At 74.5% G+C, this 24,409-nt stretch carries 19 protein-coding genes; 13 read left to right on the forward strand and 6 right to left on the reverse strand.

Annotation, left to right across the window (positions count from 1 at the left end; genetic code table 11):
- Positions 1–41 precede the first annotated feature (41 nt).
- The 3 genes from ACQPYX_RS13555 (at position 42) to acs (ending at position 3,508) form a co-directional block, all read left to right on the forward strand.
- The gene (locus tag ACQPYX_RS13555; protein WP_433803434.1) at positions 42–1,211 is read left to right on the forward strand and encodes a MalY/PatB family protein; all 1,170 of its coding nucleotides are present in this window, start codon (positions 42–44) and stop codon (positions 1,209–1,211) included.
- A 72-nt stretch (positions 1,212–1,283) separates the two neighbouring features.
- The gene (locus ACQPYX_RS13560; protein WP_433803435.1) at positions 1,284–1,496 is read left to right on the forward strand and encodes a hypothetical protein; all 213 of its coding nucleotides are present in this window, start codon (positions 1,284–1,286) and stop codon (positions 1,494–1,496) included.
- An 86-nt stretch (positions 1,497–1,582) separates the two neighbouring features.
- On the forward strand, positions 1,583–3,508 hold the full coding sequence (gene acs / locus ACQPYX_RS13565) for an acetate--CoA ligase (RefSeq protein ID WP_433803436.1): 1,926 nt from the start codon (positions 1,583–1,585) through the stop codon (positions 3,506–3,508).
- A gap of 55 nt (positions 3,509–3,563) precedes the next feature.
- Here acs and treZ read toward each other — a convergent pair whose 3' ends face one another.
- The gene (gene treZ, locus ACQPYX_RS13570; protein ID WP_433803437.1) at positions 3,564–5,300 is read right to left on the reverse strand and encodes a malto-oligosyltrehalose trehalohydrolase; all 1,737 of its coding nucleotides are present in this window, start codon (positions 5,298–5,300) and stop codon (positions 3,564–3,566) included.
- Positions 5,301–5,402: 102 nt separating this feature from the next.
- Here treZ and ACQPYX_RS13575 point away from each other — a divergent pair, with 102 nt between their 5' ends.
- Complete coding sequence (locus ACQPYX_RS13575) at positions 5,403–10,262, forward strand: ATP-binding protein (RefSeq protein WP_433803438.1); 4,860 nt, start codon at positions 5,403–5,405, stop codon at positions 10,260–10,262.
- Here ACQPYX_RS13575 and ACQPYX_RS13580 read toward each other — a convergent pair.
- Positions 10,239–10,910, reverse strand: coding sequence for a response regulator (locus ACQPYX_RS13580; protein ID WP_433803439.1), 672 nt, complete (start codon positions 10,908–10,910; stop codon positions 10,239–10,241). The genes ACQPYX_RS13575 and ACQPYX_RS13580 overlap by 24 nt on opposite strands.
- Positions 10,907–13,000: a sensor histidine kinase gene (locus ACQPYX_RS13585; RefSeq protein ID WP_433803440.1), complete on the reverse strand. Its 2,094-nt coding sequence runs from the start codon at positions 12,998–13,000 to the stop codon at positions 10,907–10,909. The genes ACQPYX_RS13580 and ACQPYX_RS13585 overlap by 4 nt, the downstream gene beginning before the upstream one ends.
- Before the next feature lie 195 nt (positions 13,001–13,195).
- Between ACQPYX_RS13585 and ACQPYX_RS13590 the strand changes: the two genes are divergently transcribed.
- The gene (locus ACQPYX_RS13590) at positions 13,196–13,867 is read left to right on the forward strand and encodes a hypothetical protein (RefSeq protein ID WP_433803441.1); all 672 of its coding nucleotides are present in this window, start codon (positions 13,196–13,198) and stop codon (positions 13,865–13,867) included.
- Between the two features lie 99 nt (positions 13,868–13,966).
- Positions 13,967–14,974 (forward strand): aldo/keto reductase, encoded by a 1,008-nt coding sequence (locus ACQPYX_RS13595; protein WP_433803442.1) that lies wholly within the window; start codon positions 13,967–13,969, stop codon positions 14,972–14,974.
- Here ACQPYX_RS13595 and ACQPYX_RS13600 read toward each other — a convergent pair.
- Positions 14,971–15,558 (reverse strand): TetR/AcrR family transcriptional regulator, encoded by a 588-nt coding sequence (locus ACQPYX_RS13600; protein WP_433803443.1) that lies wholly within the window; start codon positions 15,556–15,558, stop codon positions 14,971–14,973. The two genes, ACQPYX_RS13595 and ACQPYX_RS13600, sit on opposite strands and share 4 nt — an antisense overlap.
- Before the next feature lie 92 nt (positions 15,559–15,650).
- Here ACQPYX_RS13600 and ACQPYX_RS13605 point away from each other — a divergent pair, with 92 nt between their 5' ends.
- Genes ACQPYX_RS13605 through ACQPYX_RS13620 form a run of 4 tightly spaced genes read left to right on the forward strand, consistent with a single transcriptional unit; the run spans position 15,651 to position 17,867 of the window.
- Positions 15,651–16,061, forward strand: a complete 411-nt coding sequence (locus ACQPYX_RS13605) for a nuclear transport factor 2 family protein (RefSeq protein ID WP_433803444.1) — start codon at positions 15,651–15,653, stop codon at positions 16,059–16,061.
- Positions 16,058–16,849 (forward strand): ergot alkaloid biosynthesis protein, encoded by a 792-nt coding sequence (locus ACQPYX_RS13610; protein ID WP_433803445.1) that lies wholly within the window; start codon positions 16,058–16,060, stop codon positions 16,847–16,849. The genes ACQPYX_RS13605 and ACQPYX_RS13610 overlap by 4 nt, the downstream gene beginning before the upstream one ends.
- A 33-nt stretch (positions 16,850–16,882) precedes the next feature.
- Entirely contained in the window at positions 16,883–17,131 is a 249-nt protein-coding gene (locus tag ACQPYX_RS13615) for a hypothetical protein (protein WP_230748881.1), read from the forward strand.
- A 4-nt stretch (positions 17,132–17,135) separates the two neighbouring features.
- Positions 17,136–17,867: a ferric reductase-like transmembrane domain-containing protein gene (locus tag ACQPYX_RS13620; protein ID WP_433803446.1), complete on the forward strand. Its 732-nt coding sequence runs from the start codon at positions 17,136–17,138 to the stop codon at positions 17,865–17,867.
- A 104-nt stretch (positions 17,868–17,971) separates the two neighbouring features.
- Here the strand turns inward: ACQPYX_RS13620 and treY are convergent, their stop codons facing one another.
- Positions 17,972–20,359, reverse strand: a complete 2,388-nt coding sequence (gene treY / locus ACQPYX_RS13625; RefSeq protein ID WP_433803447.1) for a malto-oligosyltrehalose synthase — start codon at positions 20,357–20,359, stop codon at positions 17,972–17,974.
- Positions 20,356–22,569, reverse strand: coding sequence for a glycogen debranching protein GlgX (glgX, locus tag ACQPYX_RS13630; RefSeq protein ID WP_433803448.1), 2,214 nt, complete (start codon positions 22,567–22,569; stop codon positions 20,356–20,358). Before glgX ends, treY begins: the two co-directional genes overlap by 4 nt.
- A gap of 94 nt (positions 22,570–22,663) precedes the next feature.
- Between glgX and ACQPYX_RS13635 the strand changes: the two genes are divergently transcribed.
- From ACQPYX_RS13635 to ACQPYX_RS13645, 3 genes are read left to right on the forward strand one after another with little or no spacing between them, the layout of a single operon-like run.
- Positions 22,664–23,092, forward strand: a complete 429-nt coding sequence (locus tag ACQPYX_RS13635) for an HIT family protein (RefSeq protein WP_433803449.1) — start codon at positions 22,664–22,666, stop codon at positions 23,090–23,092.
- Entirely contained in the window at positions 23,092–23,706 is a 615-nt protein-coding gene (locus ACQPYX_RS13640) for a histidine phosphatase family protein (protein ID WP_433803450.1), read from the forward strand. Before ACQPYX_RS13635 ends, ACQPYX_RS13640 begins: the two co-directional genes overlap by 1 nt.
- Complete coding sequence (locus tag ACQPYX_RS13645; protein WP_433803451.1) at positions 23,703–24,332, forward strand: TMEM175 family protein; 630 nt, start codon at positions 23,703–23,705, stop codon at positions 24,330–24,332. The genes ACQPYX_RS13640 and ACQPYX_RS13645 overlap by 4 nt, the downstream gene beginning before the upstream one ends.
- The last annotated feature ends 77 nt before the right edge of the window (positions 24,333–24,409 follow it).

The following is a 24,409-nucleotide window of genomic DNA, read 5'->3' on the forward strand; positions in this document are numbered from 1 at the left end:
TATGTGCGCGAAAGTGCCGCTCGTTCGGTTGGATGGGTGCCGTGGCTGCGCACCCGTTCGACGCCCTGACCGCGGACGTGATGCGGGCCGGCGGTACGTGGAAGTGGTCCGGCCAGGGCGTGGCCGGCGGGACCGACCGGCACGGCCGGGGCCTGATCGGCGCGTTCGTCGCCGAGATGGACTTCCCGACGGCGGATCCGGTCGCCGACGCGGTCCGCGCGAGCGTCGACGCGTCCCGGTTCGGCTATCTCGCCGACGCGTGGGTGGCCGACATGGCGGCCGCGTGCGCCGCGTTCTGGGCCGACCGGTTCGGCTGGTCGGTGGATCCGGCGCGGATCCGGCCGGTGCCCGACGTCATGACCGCACTGGTCGCGACCATCGAGCGCTTCACGCCGCCCGGCACGCCCGTGCTGCTGCCGATGCCGGCCTACATGCCGTTCCTGACGGTGCCCGGGCGGCTGGGGCGCGAGATGGTGCCGGTCCCGATGGCGCGGGACCCCTTCACGCTGGACCTGGACGCACTCGACGCGGCGTTCGCCTCGTCGGGATCGAAGCTGCTGGTGCTGACGAACCCGCACAACCCGACCGGCCGCGTGTTCACCGCGGAGGAGCTGACGGCGGTCGCGGCGGTCGTGGAGCGGCACGGCGCGCGGGTGTTCGCCGACGAGATCCACGCGCCGCTGACGTTCGACGGGCGGGCGCACGTGCCCTACGCGTCGCTGTCGGGGACGACCGCGGCCCACGCGATCACGGCGACCTCGGCGTCGAAGGCCTGGAACCTGCCGGGGCTGAAGTGCGGGCAGGTGATCCTGTCGAACGACGAGGACGCCGCGACCTGGGCCGAGCACGGCTACCTCGCCGAGCACAGCACCGCGACGCCCGGTGTCCTCGCCACGACGGCCGCCTACGCCCACGGCGACCCGTGGCTCGACGACGTGCTCGCCTACCTCGACGGCAACCGCGCCCTGCTGCGCGAGGCGACCCTGCCCGGCGTCGGGGCGATCGTGCCGGAGGGGACGTACCTGGCGTGGCTGGACGCGTCCGGGCTCGGGCTCGACGAGCCGGCGTCGGCGTTCTTCGCGCGGGAGGCCGGGGTGGTGATGACCGACGGCGCGCTGTGCGGCGGGCCGGGCGGGATGCGGCTCACGCTGGCGACAGCGCGGCCGGTGCTGGCGGAGGCGCTGGAGCGGATGGCGGCGGCGCTGCACTGACGTGCAAGCGATGCGTCACTGCTTGCATCCAGTGACAGGAAATCCGGCACCGTCGGCGCCTAGGGTGGAGCCATGCCGTTGTCGTTCTCGGAGGAGCGCGAGACCGGCCTGGTCGCCGTCACGCTCACGGACGAGAACGGCGAGGTCGTGCAGACCCGGGTGGTCGGCGCCGACGAGCTGGGCCGGATCGCCGCGGCCGCCCGCCGGGCCGCGGCGCGGGCCCAGGCTCGGGGGGAGCCGCTGTTCGTCACGCTGGACGAGCTGATCGACGAGCCGCCCGACTGAGCGACGGCGCTCGACGATGTGGGTTTCCTCCCACTGGACGACAGCAACGACGCTTTGCTGCCACCGAGGGGGAACCCAACCTCGCGATGGACGACGATCGCTACGCCCCGCCCGCCGACCTCGCCGCCCGCGCGAACGTCACCGCCGCCGACGAGGCCCGGCTGCGCGCCGAGGCGGCCGCCGACCTCGACGCGTTCTGGCTCGCCCGGGCTCGCGAGCTCGACTGGGAGCGCGAGCCGACGCAGGGCCACGACGGCAGCGACCACCCCTTCGTCACCTGGTTCGCCGACGGCCGGCTCAACGTGGCGCACAACTGCGTCGACCGGCACGTGGCCGCGGGGCGCGGCGGGAAGGTCGCGCTGTACTGGGAGGGCGAGCCGGGGGACCGGGTCGCCGTCACGTACGCCGACCTGCAGCGCCGGGTCGCGCAGGCGGCGCACGGGTTGACCGCGCTCGGGGTCGGGCGCGGCGACGTCGTCGTGGTGTACCTGCCCGTGCTGGTCGAGACCGTCGTCGTGATGCTGGCCTGCGCGCGGATCGGGGCGCTGCACTCGCTCGTGTTCGGCGGGTTCTCCGCCGAGGCGCTGCGGTTCCGGGTGACCGACGGACGGGCGAAGGTCGTCGTCACCACCGACGGGCAGTACCGGCGCGGGAAGGCCGTCGCGGTCAAGGAGAACGTGGACCACGCTGTCACCGCGGTCGACTCGATCGAGCACGTCCTCGTCGTCCGGCGGACCGGCCAGGACGTCCCGTGGACCGAGGGCCGGGACGTCTGGTGGCACGACGTCGTCGAGCAGCAGCCGACCGAGCACGCCGCCGAGGCCTTCGACGCGGAGACGCCGCTCTTCCTCATCTACACCTCCGGGACCACGGGGAAGCCCAAGGGCCTCGTGCACACCATGGGCGGCTACCTCACGCAGACCGCGTGGACCGCGTGGGCGTGCTTCGACCACCGTGACGACGACGTCTACTGGTGCCAGGCCGACCTCGCCTGGGTCACCGCGCACACCTACGAGGTCTACGGCCCGCTCGCCAACGGCGTGACGCAGGTGCTCTACGAGGGCACGCCCGACACCCCGCACCGCGGTCGCCACTTCGAGATCCTCGCCCGCTACGGCGTCACCGTGTACTACACGGCACCGACCCTCGTCCGGACCTTCATGACCTGGGGCACCGAGATCACCGACGGGCACGACCTGTCGTCGCTGCGGCTGCTCGGCAGCGTCGGGGAGGCCATCAACCCGGAGGCGTGGCGGTGGCTGCACACCCACGTCGGCGGCGGGCGGTGCCCGATCGTCGACACGTGGTGGCAGTCCGAGACCGGCGCCGCGATGGTCGCGCCCCTGCCCGGCACGACGACGCTGAAGCCGGGTTCGGCGACGCGACCGCTGCCGGGGATCGGCGTCCGGGTGGTCCGCGAGGACGGCACCGACGCCGACCCCGACGAGGGCGGCCTGCTCGTCGTCGACCGACCCTGGCCCTCGATGGCCCGGACCGTCTGGGGCGACCCGGACCGGTACGTCTCCTCGTACTTCGAGCGGTTCCGGGCGCAGGGCTGGTACCTCGCCGGGGACGGCGCCCGCATCGACGCCGACGGGTACGTCTGGCTGCAGGGCCGCGTGGACGACGTGATGAACGTGTCCGGGCACCGGCTGTCGTCGATCGAGCTCGAGTCCGCGCTGGTCAGCCACCCGCGGGTCGGTGAGGCGGCGGTGATCGGCGCCCCGCACCCGACGACGGGCCAGGCCGTCACGGCCTTCGTCGTCACCCGCGGGGAGCCGGCGCCCGACGAGGATCTGACCGCCGATCTGCGCGCCCACGTGACCCGCGAGCTCGGACCGGTCGCCCGCCCGCAGCAGGTGCACGTGGTGTCGGTGTTGCCCAAGACGCGCTCCGGCAAGATCCTGCGCCGGCTCCTGCTCGATCTCGCGTCCGGCCGGGAGCCGGGGGACACGACGTCGATCGTCGACCCGACGGCGCTCGACCAGGCCCGGGCGGCGCTACAGGCCTGAACGACGAAGTGGGGTTTCCTGTCTCGGGGTGCAAGCAGTGACGCATTGCTTGCACTCAGCAGGTCCGCACCACCGCGCACGACTCGGCCGGCAGCACCACGGCCGCCTCGGAGAGGCCCACCTCGAACGGCGCCCACACCACCTCGGTGGCGCCGTCGACGGGCACCGTCGCCTCCCCGCCACCGAGGTTCACGACGAGGCGCAGCGCCCCGCGATGCACCACGAGCGTGCGGGCGTGCGCGTCGACGTCGACCTGCACCCGGTCCAGCCGCGGGTCGGCCAGCTCCCGCTCGGTGCGGCGCAGCGCGACGAGCGTGCGGTAGACGTCGAGCAGCCAGGCGTGCTGGCCCTCCTCGGCCTCGGTCCAGTCCAGGCGGGAGCGCTCGAAGGTCGCGAGGTCTGTCGGGTCGGGGACCTCCTCGGCGCCCCAGCCGTGCTCCGCGAACTCCCGACGACGCCCCTCCCGGACGGCGTCCTGCAGCTCCGGGTCCTCGAAGCCGACGAAGAACGCCCACGGGGTGGACGCGCCCCACTCCTCGCCCATCCAGATCATCGGCGTGAACGGGGAGCAGAACACCAGCGCCGCGCCGCACGCGAGCCGGCCGGGGGACAGCGACGCGGAGAGCCGGTCGCCGCCCGCGCGGTTGCCCACCTGGTCGTGGTCCTGCAGGTACGCGAGGAAGCGCCACCCGGGCACGCGGTCGAGGTCGACGGGTCGCCCGTGCGTGCGGCCACGGAACGTCGACCACGTCCCGGCGTGCACGTAGGCCTCGCGCAGCACGCGTCCGAGCGTCTCCAGCTCGCCGAAGTCGACGTAGTAGCCCTGGGTCTCCCCGGTCAGCGTCGAGTGCAGGGCGTGGTGGATGTCGTCGCACCACTGGGCGTCGAGCCCGTAGCCGCCGGCCTCGCGGGGGGTGACCAGACGCGGGTCGTTCAGGTCGGACTCGGCGATCAGCGTGAGCGGCCGCCCCAACGCGGCCTCCAGGCCCTGGACGTGGACCGCCATCTCCTCGAGCAGGTGCGTCGCGCGGGTGTCGCGCAGCGCGTGCACCGCGTCCAGGCGCAGCGCGTCGACCCCGAAGTCGACGAACCACATCGTCACGTTCTCGAGGATGTAGGCCCGCACGGTGTCCGAGCCGGGCCCGTCGAGGTTGAGCGCCGAGCCCCAGTCGTTGGAGCCCGCGAAGTACGGGCCGAACCGGTCGAGGTAGGCCCCGGACGGCCCGAGGTGGTTGTAGACGACGTCGAGCGCCACGCCGAGGCCGCGGTCGTGGCAGGCGTCGACGAACCGGCGGAACGCGTCCGGGCCGCCGTAGTTCTCGGTGACGGCGAACCACAGCACCCCGTCGTAGCCCCAGCCGCGGGTGCCGTCGAAGGCGTTGACCGGGAGCACCTCGACGATCGTCACGCCGAGCTCGACGAGGTGGTCGAGACGCTCGACCGCGCTGTCGAAGGTGCCGCCGGGGGTGAACGTCCCGACGTGCAGCTCGTAGATCACCGCACCCGGCAGCCCCCGGCCCGTCCACCCGTCGTCGGGAACCCCGGGGGCGGCCCAGACCTGGGAGGGCGCGTGCACCCCGTCGGGCTGGCGGCGCGAGCGCGGGTCGGGCAGCGGGTCGGCGCCGTCGAGGGCGTAGGCGTACGAGCTTCCCGGTCCGGCCCCCTCGACGGTGGCGGTCCACCAGCCCTCGTCGGCGCTCATCGGCCAGGCGACGCCGTCGACCACCACCGACACCGTCCCCGCCGTCGGAGCCCACACCGAGAACGTCCCGTCGACACCCGTACCCGTCACGGGCGCCGATCCTCCCGGTCCGCACGGGGCATCGCCGTGCGAACCGGGTACACGCCCCCGGCGTTAGGCTCGATCGTCGCGGAGACGGAGGAGAGACAGGGGATGGCTGGGGCAGCGGACGAGGTGGATCCGACGGGCGTCGATCCGCTGTTCGCCACCGGCGGTGACGTGGCCGCCGCGATGGCGGAGGTCGACTGGGCGGCGACCCCGCTCGGGCCGTCGCGGTCCTGGCCCCGGGAGCTGCGCACGGTGGTCCGCGTGCTCCTGACCTCGCGGTTCTCGATGTGGATGGCGTGGGGTCCGGACCTCACGTTCTTCTACAACGACTCCTACCGGCGGGACACGCTGCGCTCGAAGCACCCGGGGGCGCTGGGCCGCCCGTTCCGGGAGGTCTGGTCCGAGGTGTACGACGCGGTGCTCCCTCGGGTCACGGCCGTGATCGAGCGCGGCGAGTCGACCTGGGACGAGGACCTGCTGCTCTTCCTCGAGCGCCACGGCTGGCCCGAGGAGACGTACCACACGTTCTCCTACAGTCCCCTCGCCGACGAGCACGGCACGATCCGCGGGCTGTTCTGCGCGGTCGCCGAGACCACGCCGCGGGTGCTCGCCGAACGGCGCATGGCCTTCCTGCGCGACCTCGCGACCGCCATGACCACGGCCCGCTCCACCCGGGCGGTCGCCGACGCGGCCGCCGCGGTGCTCGGCGACGACCACCGCGACGTCCCGTTCGGGCTCGTCTACCTCCAGGGCGACGGCGGGGCCGAGCTGGTGGCCGCCATCGGCACCGAGCGCGGCGGGCCGGCGGCGCCGTGGACCGCGGGCCCGGACGACGCGGGCCCCTGGCCGCTGGGCCGGGCGCGGGCCGGCACCACGGTGGTCGACCTGCCGGCCGCGGTGCGCGGGGCCGTGCCGGAGGACTGCGACCGCGTCGCGCTCGTTCCGTTGCGCCCGCCCGGTGCCACGGACGACGACCTGCTCGGCGTCCTCGTCGTCGGACTGTCCCGCTTCCTCGCCCTCGACGACCTCTACCGCGACTTCGTCGAGCTCGTCGCGAGCCAGGTGACGTCCGGCGTGCTCGACGCCCGGGCCGCGGAGTCGGAACGACGACGGGCGGAGGCCCTCGCCGAGCTCGACGAGGCCCGGCGCCGCTTCTTCGCCGACGCCAGCCACGAGCTGCGCACACCGCTGACGCTGATCGCCGGGCCGGTCGACGGCCTCCTCGCCGACCCCGGGCTCGCCCCGGCCCGCGCCCGCGGGGACCTGGAGGTCGTCGCTCGCAACACCCGGCGGCTGACCCGCCTCGTCGGCGACCTGCTCGAGGTCGCCCGGCTGCAGGCCGGCGGCGCCGAGCCGGTCCGCACCCCGGTGGACCTCGGCCGCTTCACCGTCGACGTCGCGGGGATGGTCGCCTCGGCGATGCAGCGGGCCGGACTCGACTACGTCGTGGACGCCCCTTCCTGGCCGGAGCGGGTCGCGGTGGACCGCACGGGCTGGGAACGGGTCGTGCTCAACCTCGTCTCGAACGCGCTCAAGTACACCCGCGCCGGCTCGGTGACCGTGCGGCTGCGCCGCGAGGGCGACCACGCGGTGCTCACCGTGACCGACACCGGCATCGGGATCGCCGCGGACGAGCTGCCCCGCCTGTTCGAGCGGTTCCACCGCATCGAGGGCACGTGGGCCCGCTCCGCGGAGGGCAGCGGGATCGGCCTCGCCCTCGTGCGGGACCTCGTCGAGTACGACGGCGGGTCGGTGCAGGTCGGGAGCGAGCTCGGCGTCGGGACGACGTTCACCGTCCGGTTGCCCGTCACCACGACCACGGAGGCCGACCCCGCGGACACGACCGCCGACCCGACCGACCGGTCACGGGCCCTCGTCGACGAGGCGGAGCTGTGGGTCCCCGCGGGTGCCGGCGCGGGCCCGGCGGCGTCGGACCGGTCGGTGCTGGGCCGCGTCCTGGTGGTCGACGACAACGCCGACATGCGCGACTACGTGAGCCGCCTGCTCGCCCCGCGGTGCACGGTGCAGACCGCCGCGGACGGCGACGAGGCGCTCGAGCTCGCCCTCGCCGACCCGCCGGACATGATCGTGTCGGACGTGATGATGCCGGGCCGCGACGGGCTCGGCCTGCTCACCGCGCTGCGCTCCGACCCGCGCACCGACCGCGTCCCGGTGCTGCTGCTCTCGGCGCGCGCGGGGGAGGAGGCCGCCGTCGAGGGCCTCGCCGCCCAGGCCGACGACTACCTCGTCAAGCCGTTCGCGCCCGGCGAGCTGCAGGCCCGCGTGCAGGCCCACCTGCAGCTCGGGCGCGCCCGCCGCGAGGCCGAGGCCCGCTTCTCCGCGGTGGCCGACCTCGCCCCGGCCATGATCTGGGTGTCCGACGCCGTGGGCCGGCGGGTGTTCCTCAACGCCGGCTGGACCCGGTTCACCGGGCGCGACCGGGCCGACGAGCTCGGCCGGGGCTGGCTCACCGGGCTGCACCCGGCGGACCGCGAGACCTACGAGGCCGTGGTGGCCCCGGCCCGGGCCGGGGGTCGGAGCTGGGAGACCGACTTCCGGCTGCGCCACGCCGACGGGACCTACCACCGCCTCGTCGAGCAGGCCACGCCCGTCCCGGGCCCGGACGGCCACGCCAGCGGCTGGGTCGGCGCGGCGGTGGACGTGGAGACCCGGCTCCGCGAGGCCGACCGCGCCCGGCTGCTCGCCGAGGTCGGGGCGGGGATGGAGTCGACCGACACCGTCGCCGGCCGGCTGCGCGAGCTGGCCCGGGTGCTGGGCGAGGCGCACCTCGGCGACCGGGTGTACGTCGACGAGAGCGGCGAGGTCGGGGTGGACGAGGGTCCGCACCGGCTCCGACGTCCGCTGCGGGTGCGCGACCGCACGCTCGGCGTCCTGGTGCTGGAACGGGACCCGTCCGCCGCGGCCTGGTCCGACGCCGACCGCGCCCTCGTCGACGAGGTCGTGGCCCGCACCCTCCCGAGCCTCGACAACGCCCTGCTCTACGCCGACGAGCGCAGCGCCGCGCACCGGCTCGCGATCGTCCACCACGCCACCACCGCGTTCTCCGCGGCCGCGACGCCCGCCGACGTCGGCCGGGCGATGATGGAGCACGTCGTGGAGCTGCTGGGCGAGGACACCCAGGCGGCCGTCTTCGAGTACGACCGCGCCACGCGCGAGCTGCGCATGGTCACGCGGCGGCCGGCGCAGCTCGACCCGCGCTCGAACGGGAACGTCGTCCCCCTGGACGCCGACACCCTGCTCACCCGGGCCGTCCGCTCCGAGCGCTCGCTGTGGGTGCACGAACCCGAGCCCGGCGAGCCCACCGACGCCCAGGACCCCGAGCTCGTCGCGCTGATGCGGGCCCGCGGACTGCGCAAGGTGGTCACCGTCCCGTTGATCGCGGCGGGCAACGTCGTCGGGGGCATCACCGTCGGCCGCGACGTCATGGGCCGGCTCGACGCGGGGGAGCGCACCACCCTGCTCGCGCTCGCCGAGCCCTGCGCGGTGGCCCTCGACCGGGCGCGCCTGTTCCGCGCCGAGCACGAGATCGCGCAGACGCTGCAGCGCTCGCTCCTCCCGCAGGCGCTGCCCGAGGTGCCCCGCCTGCCGATCGCGGTGCGCTACCTGCCCGGGGCGGTCGGCACCTCGGCCGGCGGCGACTGGTACGACGTCGTCGAGGTCGGGCCCCGCCACGTCGCGGTGGTGGTCGGCGACGTCGTCGGCCAGGGGACCGCCGCGGCCGCCGTCATGGGGCAGCTGCGCACCGCGCTGTCGGGCTACCTGCTCGCCGGCCACGGACCGGGTCCGGCGCTCGACCTGCTCGACGGGCTCGTCTCGCGGGTCGCCGGTGCGCGGGCGTCCACGGCGATCTGCCTGCTCGTCGACCTCGAGTCCGGCGAGGTGCGCTGGTCGCGGGCCGGCCACCTGCCGGCGCTGCTGATCGACGACGCCGGGCCGCGCCTGCTCACCGATGCCGCCGGACACGGCCCCCTGCTCGGGCTCGCGCAGGAGAACCGGCCGCCCCGCACCGAGGGCGTGGTCCACGTCCGGCCGGGCGCCGACCTCGTGCTCTACACCGACGGCCTCGTCGAACGGCGCGGCGAGTCCCTCGACGAGGGCCTCGACCGGCTCGTCGCGGTGGCGGGGCAGAGCGTCGACCCGGCCCCCGAGCCGATGGCCTCGCACCTGCTCGACGCGCTCGCCCCCGCGGAGGCGATCGACGACGTGGCGGTGGTCGTCGTGCGGCTCGCTCCGTCGCCGATGACCCGGACCTTCCCCGCCGACCCCACCGAGCTCGCCCGGATGCGGCGGGCGGTGCGGGCGTGGGCCGGGCCCGCCGGACTGCGCGACGAGGTCGCGGAGGACCTGCAGCTCGCGCTCGGCGAGGCCGCCACGAACGCCGTCGAGCACGCCTACGGCGCGGTGCCGCCGCCCGGTGCGCAGGTCACCGTCACGCTCGCGGTGCGGCCCGACGGCGGCGTGACGGTGGACGTCACCGACCACGGCGCCTGGCGCACCATCCCCACCGACCCGGGGCACCGCGGCCGCGGCCTGTCGCTGATCCGGGCGCTCGCCTCCGACGTCGTCCTCGACGCCGGACCGGACGGCACCACCGTGTCGTTCACCGTGCCGCCGGCCCGCCGCTCGAGCGCCGCGGACCGGGACACGACCGCCGTGGTCGCCCCGGACCGGACGGCGACGGTGACCGTCGAGGGCACCACCGTGCGGGTCACCGGCGACCTCGACCTCGCCGGGGCCGACGTGCTCTCGCGCGCCCTGGACGCCCCGCCCGGCCCGCGCTGGACGCTCGACGTCACGGGCGTCGGGCACCTCGCCAGCGCCGGGATCGGCGTGCTGCTCGCGGCGGCCGGGGCGGGCGCGGAGCTGGTGCTGCCGGAGACGGGGCCCGCCGCGCGGGTCCTCGCGCTCAGCGGACTCACCTCACCGCAGGCCGCCCGGACCTGAGCCCCGGCCCAGGCCCGCCTCCCGCGCCCGCACGATCGCCTCGGCCCGGTCGGCCACCTGCAGCTTCGCGAAGATCGACGACACGACGTTGCGCACCGTCTTGGGCGAGAGGTGCAGCGCGGCGGCGATCCCGGGGTTCGCCCGACCGGCAGCGACGAGGTCGAGCACCTCGCGCTCGCGGCCGGTGAGCTCGGGGAACACGTCGCTGCCCGCGGCCGGGCGCGGCGCGAGGAAGTCGGCGACCCGGCGCGCGATCGCGGGCCCGAACACCGCCCCGCCCGCGGCGACGGTGGCGATCGCGTTGGTGATCTCCGCGCGGGTCGCGCCCTTGAGCAGATAGCCCCGCGCCCCCGCGCGCATCGCGGCGAAGACGGTCTCGTCCTCCTCGCTCATCGTCAGCACGACGACGCCGGTCCCCGGCTGCGCCTCCAGGACCCGGCGGGTGGCGGCGATGCCGTCGAGGCCGGGCATGCGGACGTCCATCACGACGACGTCGGGCGCCAGCTCCGCGGCGCGGGCGACGGCCTCGGTCCCGTCGGCCGCCGTGCCGACCACCTCGATCCCGGTGGCCGCGGTGGTCGCGGCGAGCAGCCCGGCCAGCCCCTCGAGGTAGACCGGGTGGTCGTCGGCCAGCAGGACACGGGTCACGGGTCTCCCCCCGGGGGACGGACGGGCAGCACGGCGCGCACCACGGTGCCGCCGGCGGGCGGGCACGTCACGGTCGTCGTCCCGCCGAGCTCGGCCGCGCGCTCGCGCAGCGAGCGGCTGCCCACGCCGGCGGTGCGTCCGGGGTCGATGCCGCGGCCGTCGTCGGTCACGGTGACGACGAGGGCCGTGGCCTCGCGGGCGAGGTCCACCCGCGCGTGGGCCGCGTCGGCGTGCCGGACGACGTTGGTGAGGGCCTCGGAGACGATGCGGAACGCGGCGACCTCCACCGCGGCGCCGAGCGCGCCCGGCTCGTCCCCGTGCACCGTGATCGTCAGGTGCTCGCCGGAGAGCGCCCGCGCCCGTTCCCGCAGGGCCGCGAGCAGGCCGAGCTCGTCGAGCGCGGGCGGGCGCAGGTCGTGCACCAGGCGCCGGACCTCGGTGAGCAGCTCGGCGACCTCGGTGGTGGCCCGGTCGAGCATCGCGTCCGCGGCCGCGACGTCGACCGTGGCGAGCTCCCGGGCGGTCTCGATCCGCAGCGTCACGGCGCCCAGGCCCGGTCCGACGGAGTCGTGGAGGTCGTTGCGCAGCCGCCGGCGCTCCTCCTCGCGGGCGGTGACGAGCTGCTCGCGCGCCTGCTGCAGGGACGCCCCGAGGGCACCGGCGCGGGCGGCCGCGGCGGCCTGGCGGAGCAGGTCGGCGAGCAGGCGCTGGTCGCGTCGGGACAGCGCCGCGAAGGCGGGGGCGGGCACGGCGACGCGGCCGATCGGCTCGTCGCGGTAGCGCAGGGGGAGCTCGACGACCTCGTCGCCCGGGCGCCCGTGCTCGACGACGGCCCGGGCCCCGTCGGCCCGGTCGACCTCGACGCGGACCCCGGGCAGGCGGAAGGCGTCGACGACCGAGCGCGCCAGCGCCGCGAGCTGCGCGTCGGGCGCCGACGCCGACTCGAGGCGGTCCGCCAGAGCGGCGACGGTGCCCTCCGGGTCGTCGCGCGTCCCCCGGACCAGGCGCCGCGCGAGCCGCCACAGCCGGCCGCGCAGCGGGGTGTAGGCGACCGCGACGACGGCCACGGCCAGGAAGAAGGTGTCCCGTCCGCCGAGCACCGATCCCGCGAGCCCCAGCACGACGAGGTCGACCCCGACCACGCCGAGCGCCAGCAGCGCGGTCAGCACCGTCGCCGGGAGCAGCCGGTCGATCTCGGCCAGCCGGTAGCGGGTCACCGCCACCAGCACCGCCGCCGCCGTCACCCCGATCGCCAGGCAGAGCGCGGGCGCCGTCGCCCAGGCCGGGAGCACCCGGCTGGTCAGCATCACCAGCGCGTCGACGATCGCGGCCCACACCAGCCACCGCATCTGCAGGCGCCGCACCCCGGTCGCCCGCCGGAAGCGCACGACCACCGCGATCAGCGGCACGACCAGCCCGAGCGGGAGGAACGCGTAGGCGACGTCGAGCACCAGCGGCCAGCCCGACCACGGCACCGACAGCGTGTCGATCCCGAGGACACGGACCTCCGGCGCGGTGGTCTCGCCGAACCGCGCGTCCAGCACCTCGGACGGGACGACGACGAGGCACGTCGGCAGCAGGGCGGTGGCGGCCAGGCTGCCGACCGCGGCGGACCGGCCCGCCCGGCCGCGGGGCAGCCGGCCGTCGGGGAAGAGCAGCAGGACGAGCGGCAGGGTGAGCAGCAGGAAGGCCCCCCACCGCGCGATCACGGTGAACGCGAGGCCGCCGAGCGGGGCGCCGCTCGCCAGCGCCTCCAGCAGCCACGCGCCGGCGAGCGCGTCGACCACCCAGGCCAGGCCCCCGACGAGCAGCACCGGCCCCAGCCGGTGGCCCGGCCGACCCCGGACGACGACGAGGCCGGGCACGAGCAGCGCGAGCCCCGACGCGGCGATCGGCCAGTTCGCCTCGGCGTTCACGCCCATCGGAACGGGGCGACCGGACGCCCGGACGTCGAGCACCACCACGACGACGGTGATCACGAGGGCGATGAGCGCGACCAGCGCGAGCCCCGCCTCCCGGACCCACGACGACGACGGCGCCCGCGACACGTCCGCGTCCGTCGCCCGCGCGCGGGGGAGGGTCTCCGTCACACGCCGACCCTGCCACGCCATCGCCGCCCCGCCGAGGGACCGCGGTCCCGCGCGATGTCCCGGACGTCCGGGACACGGGACGGGACCGGAACCGGGAGCGCAGGCCCTGGGGGACCGGGACGCGGGCACCGCAGGCTTGCCGCCATGACCGACCGGCACCCCGCCACCGTCGACCGATGCCTCCAGGAGCCCGCCATGACCAGCACCCGCGCCACCACCGGCCACGTCAGCCACGTCAGCCACGTCCCCGCCCCCGCCCGCACCGACGTGGCCCCGCCCGCGCCGGTCCCGCCGGACGTGACCCCGGGATCGTCGGGAACGTTCCGCCTCCTCGGTGCCGCCCTCGCCGCCGGCGCCGGGGCCTACGGGACGACCTTCGTCCTCACCGGCGACGGCGCCGAGCAGGGCAGCTTCGCGATCTCGCTGACCGGCCTGTTCTTCCAGCTCGGGGTCTTCGCCCTGCTCGCCGCGATGTGGCGGACCGGGGCCACCGGGACCACCCGGCTCGCTCGCGGCATGCTCGTCGTCGAGTCGGTCGTCCTCGGGATCGCCACGGTGCAGTCCGTGCTGACCCTGCCGACGGGAAACGGCGAGTGGAGCACCCTCGCCACCGTCCTCGACCCGTTCTGGCCGCTGTCGATGCTCGGCATGGCCGTCATCGGGGTGAAGGTCGCGGTCGCCGGTCGCTGGCGGAGGGCGCTGCGGGCCTGGCCGGTCGTCGCGGAGAGCTGGGTGTTCGTCGCGGTCCCCGCGCTGGCCGTGCTCGGCCCGGCCGTCGGATCGGTGGTCGCCGGGGTGCACTTCCTCCTCGGCTACACGGTGCTCGGCCTGCTCCTCGCGATCCGCCCGGAGCTCACCCGCCGCTGAATCCGCGACCGCCACGCCCGTTCGGGGACGTCCCCGGACGGGCATCCGGCGCGCATGGAGTACAGGCAACTGGGCCGGTCGGGACTGAAGGTCTCGACGATGACGATGGGCACGATGACCTTCGGCGGCCGGGGCATGTTCGAACAGCTCGGCACCACCGACGTCGAGGGCGCCACGCGACAGATCGACCTGTGCGTCGACCACGGCGTGAACCTCGTCGACACCGCCGACATGTACTCGGCCGGGCAGTCCGAGGAGATCGTCGGGCAGGCGACGAAGAACCACCGCGACGACCTCTACCTCGCCACCAAGATGCGCTTCCCGATGGGCGACGGCCCGAACGACGGCGGCGCCTCCCGGACCCGCATCGTCCGGTCCTGCGAGGACAGCCTCCGGCGCCTCGGCGTCGAGCACATCGACCTCTACCAGCTGCACGGCTGGGACGGGCAGACGCCGCTCGAGGAGACCCTCGAGGCGCTCGACACGCTCGTCCGCAAGGGCAAGATCCGGTACATCGGCTGCTCGAACTACTCGGCGTGGCACATCATGAAGGCCCTCGGGGTCTCCGAGCGCGGTGAGTTCCAGCGCTTCGTCTCGCAGCAGATCCACTACACGCTGCAGGCGCGCGAGGCGGAGAACGAGCTGGTCCCGGTGTCGATCGACCAGGGGCTCGGCATCCTCGTCTGGAGCCCGATCGCCGGTGGTCTGCTCTCGGGCAAGTTCCGCCGCGGCCAGGACGACCCGGAGACCTCGCGCCACCTCGGCGAGTGGTCCGAGCCGCCGGTGCACGACCGGGAGCGGCTCTACGACATCATCGAGGTCGCCGCGGGGATCGGCGACGCCCACGGGGTCTCGGTGGCCCAGGTGGCAAACGCGTGGCTGCTCCACAAGCCCGGCGTGACCTCGCTCGTGATCGGTGCGCGCACCGAGGAGCAGCTGGCCGACAACCTCGCCGCCGCCGACCTCGCGCTCACCGACGACGAGGTCCGCCGCCTCGACGAGGTCTCCGCGATGCCGCTGCTCTACCCGTACTGGCACCAGCGGAACACGATCACCGACCGGCTCTCCCCGGCGGACGCGACGCTGCTCGGCCAGGAGCGCGGCTAGGGGCGCAGGCCTCCGACGAGGACGTCGACGAGCCGGTCCAGGTACCGGTCGTCGACGTCCTCGCCCGCGACCGTGAGCCGCCAGTAGGGCGCGCTGCCCAGCACGTCCGTCACCACCTCGACGGTCGTGGGGTCGTCCGCGATCTCCCCGCGGGCGACGGCGGCGGCCAGGGCGGGCCGGACCCGGTCGCGGCGCGGCCCGGCGAGGCGGTCGCGGAACGCCGCCGCCAGGCCCGGGTTGCGACCGACCTCGGCCAGCAGGTCCGGGGCGATGCCCCGCAGCCGCGGGTGCGTCAGCCAGTCCCGGACGTCGCGGACCAGCAGGCGCAGGTCCTCGGCGAGGTCACCGGTGTCGGGCGGCGGGTCGTCCGGCACGCCGAGCCGCGACAGCACGTCGCTCACCATCTCCTGCTTGCCCGGCCACCGCCGGTACAGGGCGCTCTTCCCGACGCCGGCCCGTGCGGCCACCTTCTGCATCGACAGCCGGCCGTAGCCGACCTCCGCGAGCTCCGCGAACACGGCGTCGACGACCGCCTCGGTGAGCTCCGGACGCAGGAGCGCCGCACCGGCGGGTTCACGGGCCATGGTCGGAGTCTACGTCGGGACGGGACCGACCCGTCGTCGGGACGGTGTAGCGTGACGTCGGGACGGGACCGTATCGACGTCACGGAGGACCGATGAGGACACACACCACGGTGGACCGCCTGCTGGAGGCGGTCCTGGCGCACGACATGGCGGCGTTCGCGGCCGAGTGGGCGCCCGACGGCACGATGGACTTTCCGTTCGCCCCGCCGGGCGGCGTGACGCACCTGGAGGGGCGGGCCGCCGTCGCCGCCTACCTCGAGGGCTACACCGACGCGGTGCTGCCGCGTCGGGTGACGTGGGAGCAGCGGCACGACACCGCCGACCCCGCCACCGTCGTCGTCGAGTTCACCGTGGCCGGGGACGTCGCGGCCACGGGTGCGCCCTACGAGATGCGCTACGTGGCGGTGATCAGCGTCGGCGACGACGGGATCACCTCCTACCGCGACTACTGGAATCCCCTGGCCTTCCCGACGACGGGTGCGGCGGGAGGTCCGTCGTGGTGACGCTCGTGACCGGGGCGACCGGGACCACCGGTCGGCGCGTGGTGGCGGCGCTCGAGGCGCTCGACGTCCCCGTACGGCGGGCGTCGCGGTCGCTGTCCGGCTTCGACTGGGCCGACCCGACGACGCACGACGCGGCGTTCGACGAGGTGGAGGCGCTCTACCTGATGGCCCCGGTGGGGGAGGCCGACCCGCTGCCGGTGGTCGAGCCGGTGCTGCGGCGGGCGCTGGACCGGGGCCTGCGCCGGGTGGTGCTGCTGTCGTCGTCCCTGATCGAGCCGTCGTCGAGCGGGTACGGCGGGCTCGCGACGCTGGTGCGCGAGGCGCCGGAGTGGACGGTGCTGCGGCCGAGCTGGTTCGCACAGAACTTCACCGGCGACCACGCCGTCGCGGCGGGGGTGCGGGCGGGTCGCGTGCTGACCGCGACCGGCGCGGGTCGGGTGCCGTTCGTCGACGCCGGCGACATCGCCGCGGTCGCGGCCGCGGGCCTCGTCGGGACGGCGCCCGGCGAGCAGCTGATCACCGGGCCCGAGGCCCTGTCCTACGACGAGGCGTGCGCGGTGGCGGCGGGGGTCGTCGGGCACCCGGTGGAGCACGTGTCGGTGCCGCCGGCGGCCTTCGTGGACCACCTGGTGGAGGCGGGCCTGCCCCGTCCGATGGCGCAGGTGCTGGCCGGGTTGGACGAGCTGATCGCCGCCGGGGCGGAGGACCGGGTGACGGACGTGGTGGCGCGGGTGACCGGACGGCCGGCCCGCCCGCTCGACACGGTGCTCCGAGCCGCCCTCGGGTGATCTCACGGGGACTTCATCCGGCATCCTGGGTCCGTGGCGGCGTCGGGAGCGGTGCGGGCGGGCACTGGCGCGCGCAAGAAGACCCAGCACGAGACGAACAAGCGCATGATCGTCGAGACGACGGCGTGGATCACGGCCGTCGCCGCCGCGTTGACGGTCGGGTTGCAGGCCGCGATCTCGGCGACCGCCTCGGCGCCCGACGTGCCGCGCGTGACGCCGCTGGAGTACCAGTACACGCGGCCGCAGGAGGGCCCGCTCGTCTACACGCCGTTCACGCGGTGACGCGGTGCTCCAGCTCTGGTTCGTCTCGCGGGCCCTCGGGGCCATGGGTCTGCTGCTGCTCAGCCTCGTCGTCGTCCTGGGGATCCTGCACAACACCTCGGTGGTGAAGAACGCCGAGCTGGGGCTGCCTCGGTTCGTGCTGGTGGCGCTGCACCGGAACCTGTCGCTGATCACGGTCGTGTTCGTGGTGCTCCACATCGTGACGGTGCTGGTGACCGACTACGTGCACCTGCGCGTGGTGGACGTGTTCGTGCCCGGCATCGCGCTGTACAACCCGATCGGCGCGGCGATGGGCACGCTCGCCTTCGACCTGATCCTCGCCATCATCCTGACGTCGGTGCTCCGGTCCCGGATCTCGCGGCGCGTGTGGTTCTGGGTGCACTGGTCGTCGTACCTGTGCTGGCCGATCGTGGTGGCCCACGCGGTGCTCAACCTGTCGTTCCGCGGGACCACGTGGTGGACGCTCGTGGTGCCGTTCGTCGCGACCGTCGCGATCGTCGGCGCGCTGTTCTACCGGCGCCGGGACAAGCGGCGCACCGCCGTGCCCGTGGCCGAGCGGGGCCGGGTGCCGGAGGAGGCCATCCGCGCCGTCACCGGTGAGGTGCCGATCGCCCGCCCGGCCGTCGAGGAGGCGGTGACGGAGACGCTGTTGCCCGTCGAGGCGGCGACCGAGGTGCTCCCGGCGGTGCGCCCGGCCCGCAAGGTCGTCCCGCTCGCCCCGAAGCCGCGCCGCTGAGGGTTCGCACCGGCTCGCCGCGTTCCACCCACTCCGCGAGGGTGACGTGAGACAGGGGTTCCGGCCTCGAATCCTGCCCTACGTCACCCTCGCGCGGGCAGCGATCAGGCCGGGCGGACCAGCAACGCCACGGGGTAGCGGGCGAGCAGGTCGGCCATGCGCGGGGTGCTCCCGACGACGGCCTCCCCGGTGACCATGTCGGTCCAGTCCGACGCCCCGCCGGGCAGCGGCAGCACCGTGTCGGCCCAGCCGCCGGCCGCCTCGAGGCCCACGGGGAGCCGGGTCGCCACGACGACGAGCCGCTCCCGCCCGGCCGGGCCGCCACGGGCGAACGCCACCGCGTGCTCGGCCGCCGGACCGGCGGCGGGCAGCGGGGCGTACCCGTCGAACAGCTCCGGACGGAACCGGCGCAGGCGCAGTGCCGCGGCGGTGACCAGCAGCTTCGAGGCGCCGTCGGGGTCGTCGCCCGGCGGGAGCCAGCCACCGTCGATCCGCGCGAGCAGCTCGCGGCGCCGGGGGAACTCGACCGGCCGCCGGTTGTCGGGGTCGACCAGCGAGTACTCGAAGAGCTCCGTGCCCTGGTAGACGTCGGGCACGCCCGGGCCAGCGACCTGCAGCAGCTTCTGGCCGAGCGCGTTCGACCGCCCGTGGCCGTCGATCTGCGCGACGAAGGACTCGATCTCGGCGACGGTCTCCGCCGAGCCCAGCACCTGGGCGGGCCAGGCGGCGATCTGCTCGTCGACCTCGGCGTTCGCGTCGACGTGCGCGGTGACGAGCTTCGCCTCCTTCGAAGCCTTCGTCAGGTAGCCGCCCAGCCGTTCCTCGGTCAGCGGCCACGCCCCGATCACCGACTGCCAGGCCAGCAGCTCCAGCGACGGCGAGGGCAGGGGGTGCCGTACCGACAGCGTCCGCAGCAGCGCGCCCCACTCGGCGGTGAGCTCGGAGAGCACGGCGAGCCGGGCCCGGACGTCCTCGGAGCGCTTGGTGTCGTGCGTCGAGAGCGTGGTCATCGCGACCGGCGTCGCCGCGTCGCGGTGCGCGGCCGCGGCGTGGAACTCGGCGGGGGAGACCCCGAACCGGTCGGGCTTCCCGCCTACCTCGTTGAGGGCGACGAAGCGGTTCCACCGGTAGAACGTCGTGTCCTCGACGCCCTTGGCGGTGACCATCCCGCTGGTCTGCTCGACGCGCAGCGTCAGCGGCCCGTCGGGGTCGGCGATCATCGCGGCCCGGATCCGGCGGACCACGGGGGCCAGCTCCGGGCGCGCGGTCGACGCGGTGTCCACGGCGAGCTCCAGGTCGGCCCGCCCCTCGGGCAGGTACGACCGGTACACCGGGTAGGCCGCCAGCAGCTCGGCCACCGCGTCCTGCACCGTCGCCTCGTCGTCCCCGTCCTCCGCGGGGACGAGCCGCGCGATCCGGCGCACCTCGGCGAGCAGGATCTCGTCGGTGACCAGCCGCTTCGCGGTGTGCTCGGCGACCGACAGGCGCTGCCTCTGTCCGGTGTGCTCCGCGGCGACCTGCTCGATCAGCGACTCGCCGCGCGGGTCGACGAACAGGCCACACACCTCGCGCAGCGCGTCGTAGCCCGTGGTGCCGTCGGCCGGCCACGAGGCGGGCAGCGCCTCGGTGACCCCGTCGGCCCGCAGCGAGGTGATCTTCTCGACGAGCAGCCAGGCCTCGTCGCCCAACCGTTCACGCAGCCGCAGCAGGTAGGCGCCGGGGGCGGTCAGCCCGTCGGGGTGGTCGATCCGCAGGCCGGCCACGACGTCGGGGTCGGCCCCGACCCAGCGCAGCACCTCGGCGTGCGTGGCGTCGAACACCGCCGGGTCGTCCACCCGCACGGCCGCGAGGTCGGAGACGTCGAAGAACCGCCGGTAGGTGAGCTCGGCGTTGCCGCGCCGCCAGTGCACGAGCCGGTAGTGCTGGCGCTCGTGCACCTCCTGCGCGGTGCCCTCGGCGCTGCCGGGCGCCACCGGGTAGCGGTGCTCGAAGTACCGCAGCTCGGAGGCGTCGTCGGACAGCTCGAGCTTCTCGACGTCCTCGGGCGACCCGAGCACCGGGATCAGGATCGGCACGGACAGGTCGACGTCGTACCAGGACGCGTACGGCGACTCCGGACCCAGCTGCAGCAGCGACCACCACGACGGGTTCGCCTCCGGCACGGCGACGCCCATGTGGTTCGGCACCAGGTCGATCAGCGCCTTGAGACCCGCCTCGCGCAGCGCGCCGATCAGCGCCACGCGCGCCTGCTCACCGCCCAGCTCGTCGTTGACCTTCGTGGGGTCGACGACGTCGTAGCCGTGCATCGACCCGGGCGAGGGCTGCAGCAGCGGGGAGCAGTACAGCGCGCCCGCGCCGAGGTCGCCGAGGTAGCCGACGAGGTCGGTCGCCGCGGCGAAGTCCTGCTCGGGGGAGAGCTGGAGCCGGTAGGTGGAGGACGGGACGCGCAGCGAAGCGGAGCCGGACCCGGAGGAGGGGATGCGGCCGCTCACGAGCCCGCGTCCGTCTTCTGCAGGAGCAGCATCGAGCGCGCGGTGAGCGTCACCGTGTCGCCGCCGCCGCGGGTGTCGAGGTCGTCGGGCAGCGCGTCGACCACGGTGACCGCGGTGCTGCGGGCGGTGCCGACCACCACGGTGCCGTCGACGGTGTCGAGCACCGTGGCCCACCGGTCGGGCAGGCCCTCGCCGGGCAGCGTGACCTCGACGTCCTCGTAGTGGGCGTTGAAGATCAGCAGGAACGAGTCGTCGACGACCCGCTGTCCGCGCTGGTCGGCCTCGGCGATGCCCTCGCCGTTGAGGAAGACCGTCAGCGTCGCCGCGGTGCCGGCCTCCCAGTCCTCGTCGCCCATCTCCTCCCCGGACGGGGTGAACCAGGCGATGTCGCGCTGCGGCTCGTCGGACGAGCCGGGCAGGGCCGGGCGGATCTCGCGGCCGTTGAAGAAGCGGCGCCGGCGGAACACCGGGTGCGCCGCGCGCAGGGCGGAGAGCTCGCAGGTGTAGGTCATGAGCGCCGAGTCGGCCTTCTCCGGCGCCCAGTCCATCCACGAGATCTCGGAGTCCTGGCAGTAGCCGTTGTTGTTGCCGTCCTGCGTGCGGCCCTGCTCGTCGCCGTGCAGCAGCATCGGCACGCCCTGGGACAGGAAGAGCGTCGCGAGGAAGTTCCGCCGCTGGCGGTGGCGCAGCTCGAGGACCTCGGCGTCGTCGGTCGGGCCCTCGACGCCGCAGTTCCACGAGTTGTTGTCGTCGGCGCCGTCGTTGCCGCCCTCGCCGTTGGCCTCGTTGTGCTTCTCGTTGTAGGAGACGAGGTCGTTGAGGGTGAAGCCGTCGTGCGCGGTGACGAAGTTGATCGACGCGTAGGGGCGCCGGCCGTCGTCCTGGTAGAGGTCGGAGGAGCCGGTGAGCCGCGAGCCGAACTCGCCCAGGGTGCCCGGGGTGCCGCGCCAGAAGTCGCGGACGGTGTCGCGGTACTTGCCGTTCCACTCCGTCCACGCGGGCGGGAAGTTGCCCACCTGGTAGCCGCCGGGACCGACGTCCCACGGCTCGGCGATCAGCTTGACCTGCGAGATCACCGGGTCCTGCTGGACGAGGTCGAAGAACGTGGACAGCCGGTCGACGTCGTAGAACTCCCGCGCGAGGGTGGACGCGAGGTCGAAGCGGAAGCCGTCGACGTGCATCTCGGTGACCCAGTAGCGCAGCGAGTCCATGATCAGCTGCAGGGTGTGCGGCTGCCGGACGTTCAGCGAGTTGCCGGTGCCGGTGTAGTCCATGTAGTAGCGCGGCTCGTCGTCCACCAGCCGGTAGTAGGCCTGGTTGTCGATGCCGCGCATGGACAGCGTGGGGCCCTGGTGGTTGCCCTCGGCGGTGTGGTTGTAGACCACGTCGAGGATGACCTCGATGCCGGCGGCGTGCAGGTCGCGCACCATCGCCTTGAACTCCTGCACCTGCGAGCCCGGCGCGGTGGTCCCGGTGGGCCCGGTGCTCGCGTAGCCGTAGTGCGGCGCGAAGAAGGCGATCGTGTTGTAGCCCCAGTAGTTGCGCAGCCCGCGCTGGACGAGCGCGTCGTCGTGCACGAACTGGTGCACCGGCATGAGCTCGATCGCGGTGATCCCGAGCCGCTGCAGGTGGGAGATCGTGGCCGGGTGCGCGACGGCGGAGTACGTGCCGCGCATCTCCTCCGGGATGTCCGGGTGCTGGTAGGTGAGGCCCTTGACGTGGGCCTCGTAGATGACCGTCTCGTGGTAGGGCGTGCGCGGCGGGCGGTCGTCGTGCCAGTCGAAGAACGGGTTGACCACGACGGCCTTCGGCACGTGCTGCGCCGAGTCGTCGTGGTTGACCTCGTCGGGGTTCTCGAAGTGGTAGCCGAACAGCGACTCGTCCCACCCGTAGGTCTGGCCGAGACTCCCGTCGATCGACTTCGCGTACGGGTCGATCAACAGCTTGTGCGGGTTGCACCGCTGGCCCGCCTCGGGGTCGAGGGGGCCCTCCACGCGGTAGCCGTAGCGCTGCCCGGGCACCACCCCGGGCAGGTAGCCGTGCCAGACGAACCCGTCACGCTCCGGGAGCGGGATGCAGGTCTCGGCACCGTCGGCGTCGTACAGACACAACGTCACGCCCGTCGCCACCTCGCTGAAGAGCGCGAAGTTGGTCCCCGCCCCGTCGTAGGTGGCGCCCAGCGGGTAGGACGTGCCCGGCCAGGGCTGCATCGATTCTCCTCAACACCTCGAACACCGACCCGACGTCGACCCGCGCCACGCTACCGGCCCCCACCGACACCCCCGGGTCGTTAGGCTCCGCCGCGTGGCGACCGTCTTCACCAAGATCATCAACGGCGAGATCCCCGGGCGTTTCGTGTGGTCCGACGACCAGGTCGTCGGGTTCCTCTCGATCAACCCGCTGGGGCCCGGCCACACCCTCGTGGTGCCGCGCGAGGAGATTGACCAGTGGATCGACGCGCCAACCGGGCTCTTCGAGCACGCCATGGCGACCGCCCGCACGATCGGCACCGTGATCCGCGACGTCTTCGAGCCCCCGCGGGTCGCCCTCATGATCGCGGGCTTCGAGGTGCCCCACCTGCACGTCCACGTCCACCCTGCGTGGGGGCTGGAGGCGTTCGACTTCACGCAGGCCGCGTCCGACCCCGACCCGGCGGCGATGGACGACCAGGCCGAGCGGATCCGGGCCGGGCTGCGTGCCGCGGGTCACGGCGACCACGTCCCGGCCTCCTGATGCAGCTCGTCCTCGTCCGGCACGCCGAGCCGGTCGCGGCCGTGGCGGCCCCCGACGGCTCCGCCGCCGACCCGGAGCTGTCCCCGCGCGGGCGCGTGCAGGCCAGCGCGCTCGGCTGGTGGGCGGCGAACAACACCGGCGAGAAGGTGACCGAGATCGTCGTCTCGGGGATGCGGCGCGCGCAGGAGACCGCCGAGCCGGCGGCGAACGCGCTCGGCCTCACCCCGGTCGTCGACGAGGACCTGGCGGAGTTCGACGTCGGCCGGCCGTCCTACACCCCGGTCCACCAGCGGCTCGGGTCCGACGACCCCGACTGGGAACGGATCCAGGAGGGGTTCCTGCCCGAGTTCGTCGACGTGGGCGCCTTCACGGCCCGCGTCCGGGGGGCGTTCGACCGGATCGTCGCCCGACACGCCGACGCCGGCCGGGAGACCGTGCTCGTCGTTTGCCACGCGGGCACGATCAACCTGTTCCTCGCCCTCGAGCTGGGCCTGGCGCGGCCGCTGACGTTCCCGCTGGACCACGTGAGCCTGAGCCGGGTGCTCGTCTCGCGCTCGGGGCGCCGCAAGGTGCGGTCGGTGAACGAGACGGGCCATGTGACGGACCTGCTGTGAACCCGGAGGACGAGCCGGACCCGGAGGCCCTGCCGGGCCAGGAGCGGATGGTCGCCTTCGTCGACGCGTCGGTGGCCATCGCGCTGACGCTGCTCGTCCTCCAGCTCACCGATCTCGTCCCCGCCGACGACCGCCCGGCCGGTCCGCCGTTCGACCTCATCCGCGACAACCTCCCGGTGTTCGGCAGCTTCCTGCTGAGCTTCGCGGTGATCGGGCGGCTCTGGCTGGTCCACCACCGCCTGTTCGGGTTCGGCGGGCGTCTCACCCCGCTGTTGGTGCTGCTCAACCTCCTCTGGGTGCTGACGGTGGTCCTCCTGCCGTTCACCACCCAGCTGACCTCGACCTACGGCCCGGACCCGTTCGTCCTGCGCACCTACATCGGTGTGCTGACGCTCGCCACCGGTCTGCTCACCGCGATGGCGGTGCTCATGCGTCGCACGGCGCTCGCCCACGACGACCCCCGCCGGCCGCCGGAGGCGTTCGTCACCGGGTCGTTCGCCGCCACCGTCGACATCGTGCTCGCCCTGGTGCTCGTCCTGGTCGTCCCGGCCGTGGGCTACCTCGCCCTGCTGACCCTGTTCCTCGATCCGCTCACCACCAGGATCGTCGGCCGCCTCCGCCGCTGAGCCGGGCTGGGTTCGCCCTGCCGAACCCCCGGGGACGTGGTTCTGTTCGGGAGCAGGCATCACGGCACCTACGGAGG

The organism is Actinomycetospora sp. CA-084318 (genome assembly GCF_050955885.1).
GTDB lineage: Bacteria > Actinomycetota > Actinomycetes > Mycobacteriales > Pseudonocardiaceae > Actinomycetospora.

What these genes read in the sequence shown, in the direction of transcription:
- ACQPYX_RS13560 (WP_433803435.1), top strand. Translation starts at nt 1,284, where the DNA reads ATGCCGTTGTCGTTCTCGGAGGAGCGCGAGACCGGCCTGGTCGCCGTC.
- acs (WP_433803436.1), top strand. Translation starts at nt 1,583, where the DNA reads ATGGACGACGATCGCTACGCCCCGCCCGCCGACCTCGCCGCCCGCGCG.
- ACQPYX_RS13575 (WP_433803438.1), top strand. Translation starts at nt 5,403, where the DNA reads ATGGCTGGGGCAGCGGACGAGGTGGATCCGACGGGCGTCGATCCGCTG.
- ACQPYX_RS13590 (WP_433803441.1), top strand. Translation starts at nt 13,196, where the DNA reads ATGACCAGCACCCGCGCCACCACCGGCCACGTCAGCCACGTCAGCCAC.
- ACQPYX_RS13595 (WP_433803442.1), top strand. Translation starts at nt 13,967, where the DNA reads ATGACGATGGGCACGATGACCTTCGGCGGCCGGGGCATGTTCGAACAG.
- ACQPYX_RS13600 (WP_433803443.1), bottom strand. Translation starts at nt 15,558, where the DNA reads ATGGCCCGTGAACCCGCCGGTGCGGCGCTCCTGCGTCCGGAGCTCACC.
- ACQPYX_RS13605 (WP_433803444.1), top strand. Translation starts at nt 15,651, where the DNA reads ATGAGGACACACACCACGGTGGACCGCCTGCTGGAGGCGGTCCTGGCG.
- glgX (WP_433803448.1), bottom strand. Translation starts at nt 22,569, where the DNA reads ATGCAGCCCTGGCCGGGCACGTCCTACCCGCTGGGCGCCACCTACGAC.
- ACQPYX_RS13640 (WP_433803450.1), top strand. Translation starts at nt 23,092, where the DNA reads ATGCAGCTCGTCCTCGTCCGGCACGCCGAGCCGGTCGCGGCCGTGGCG.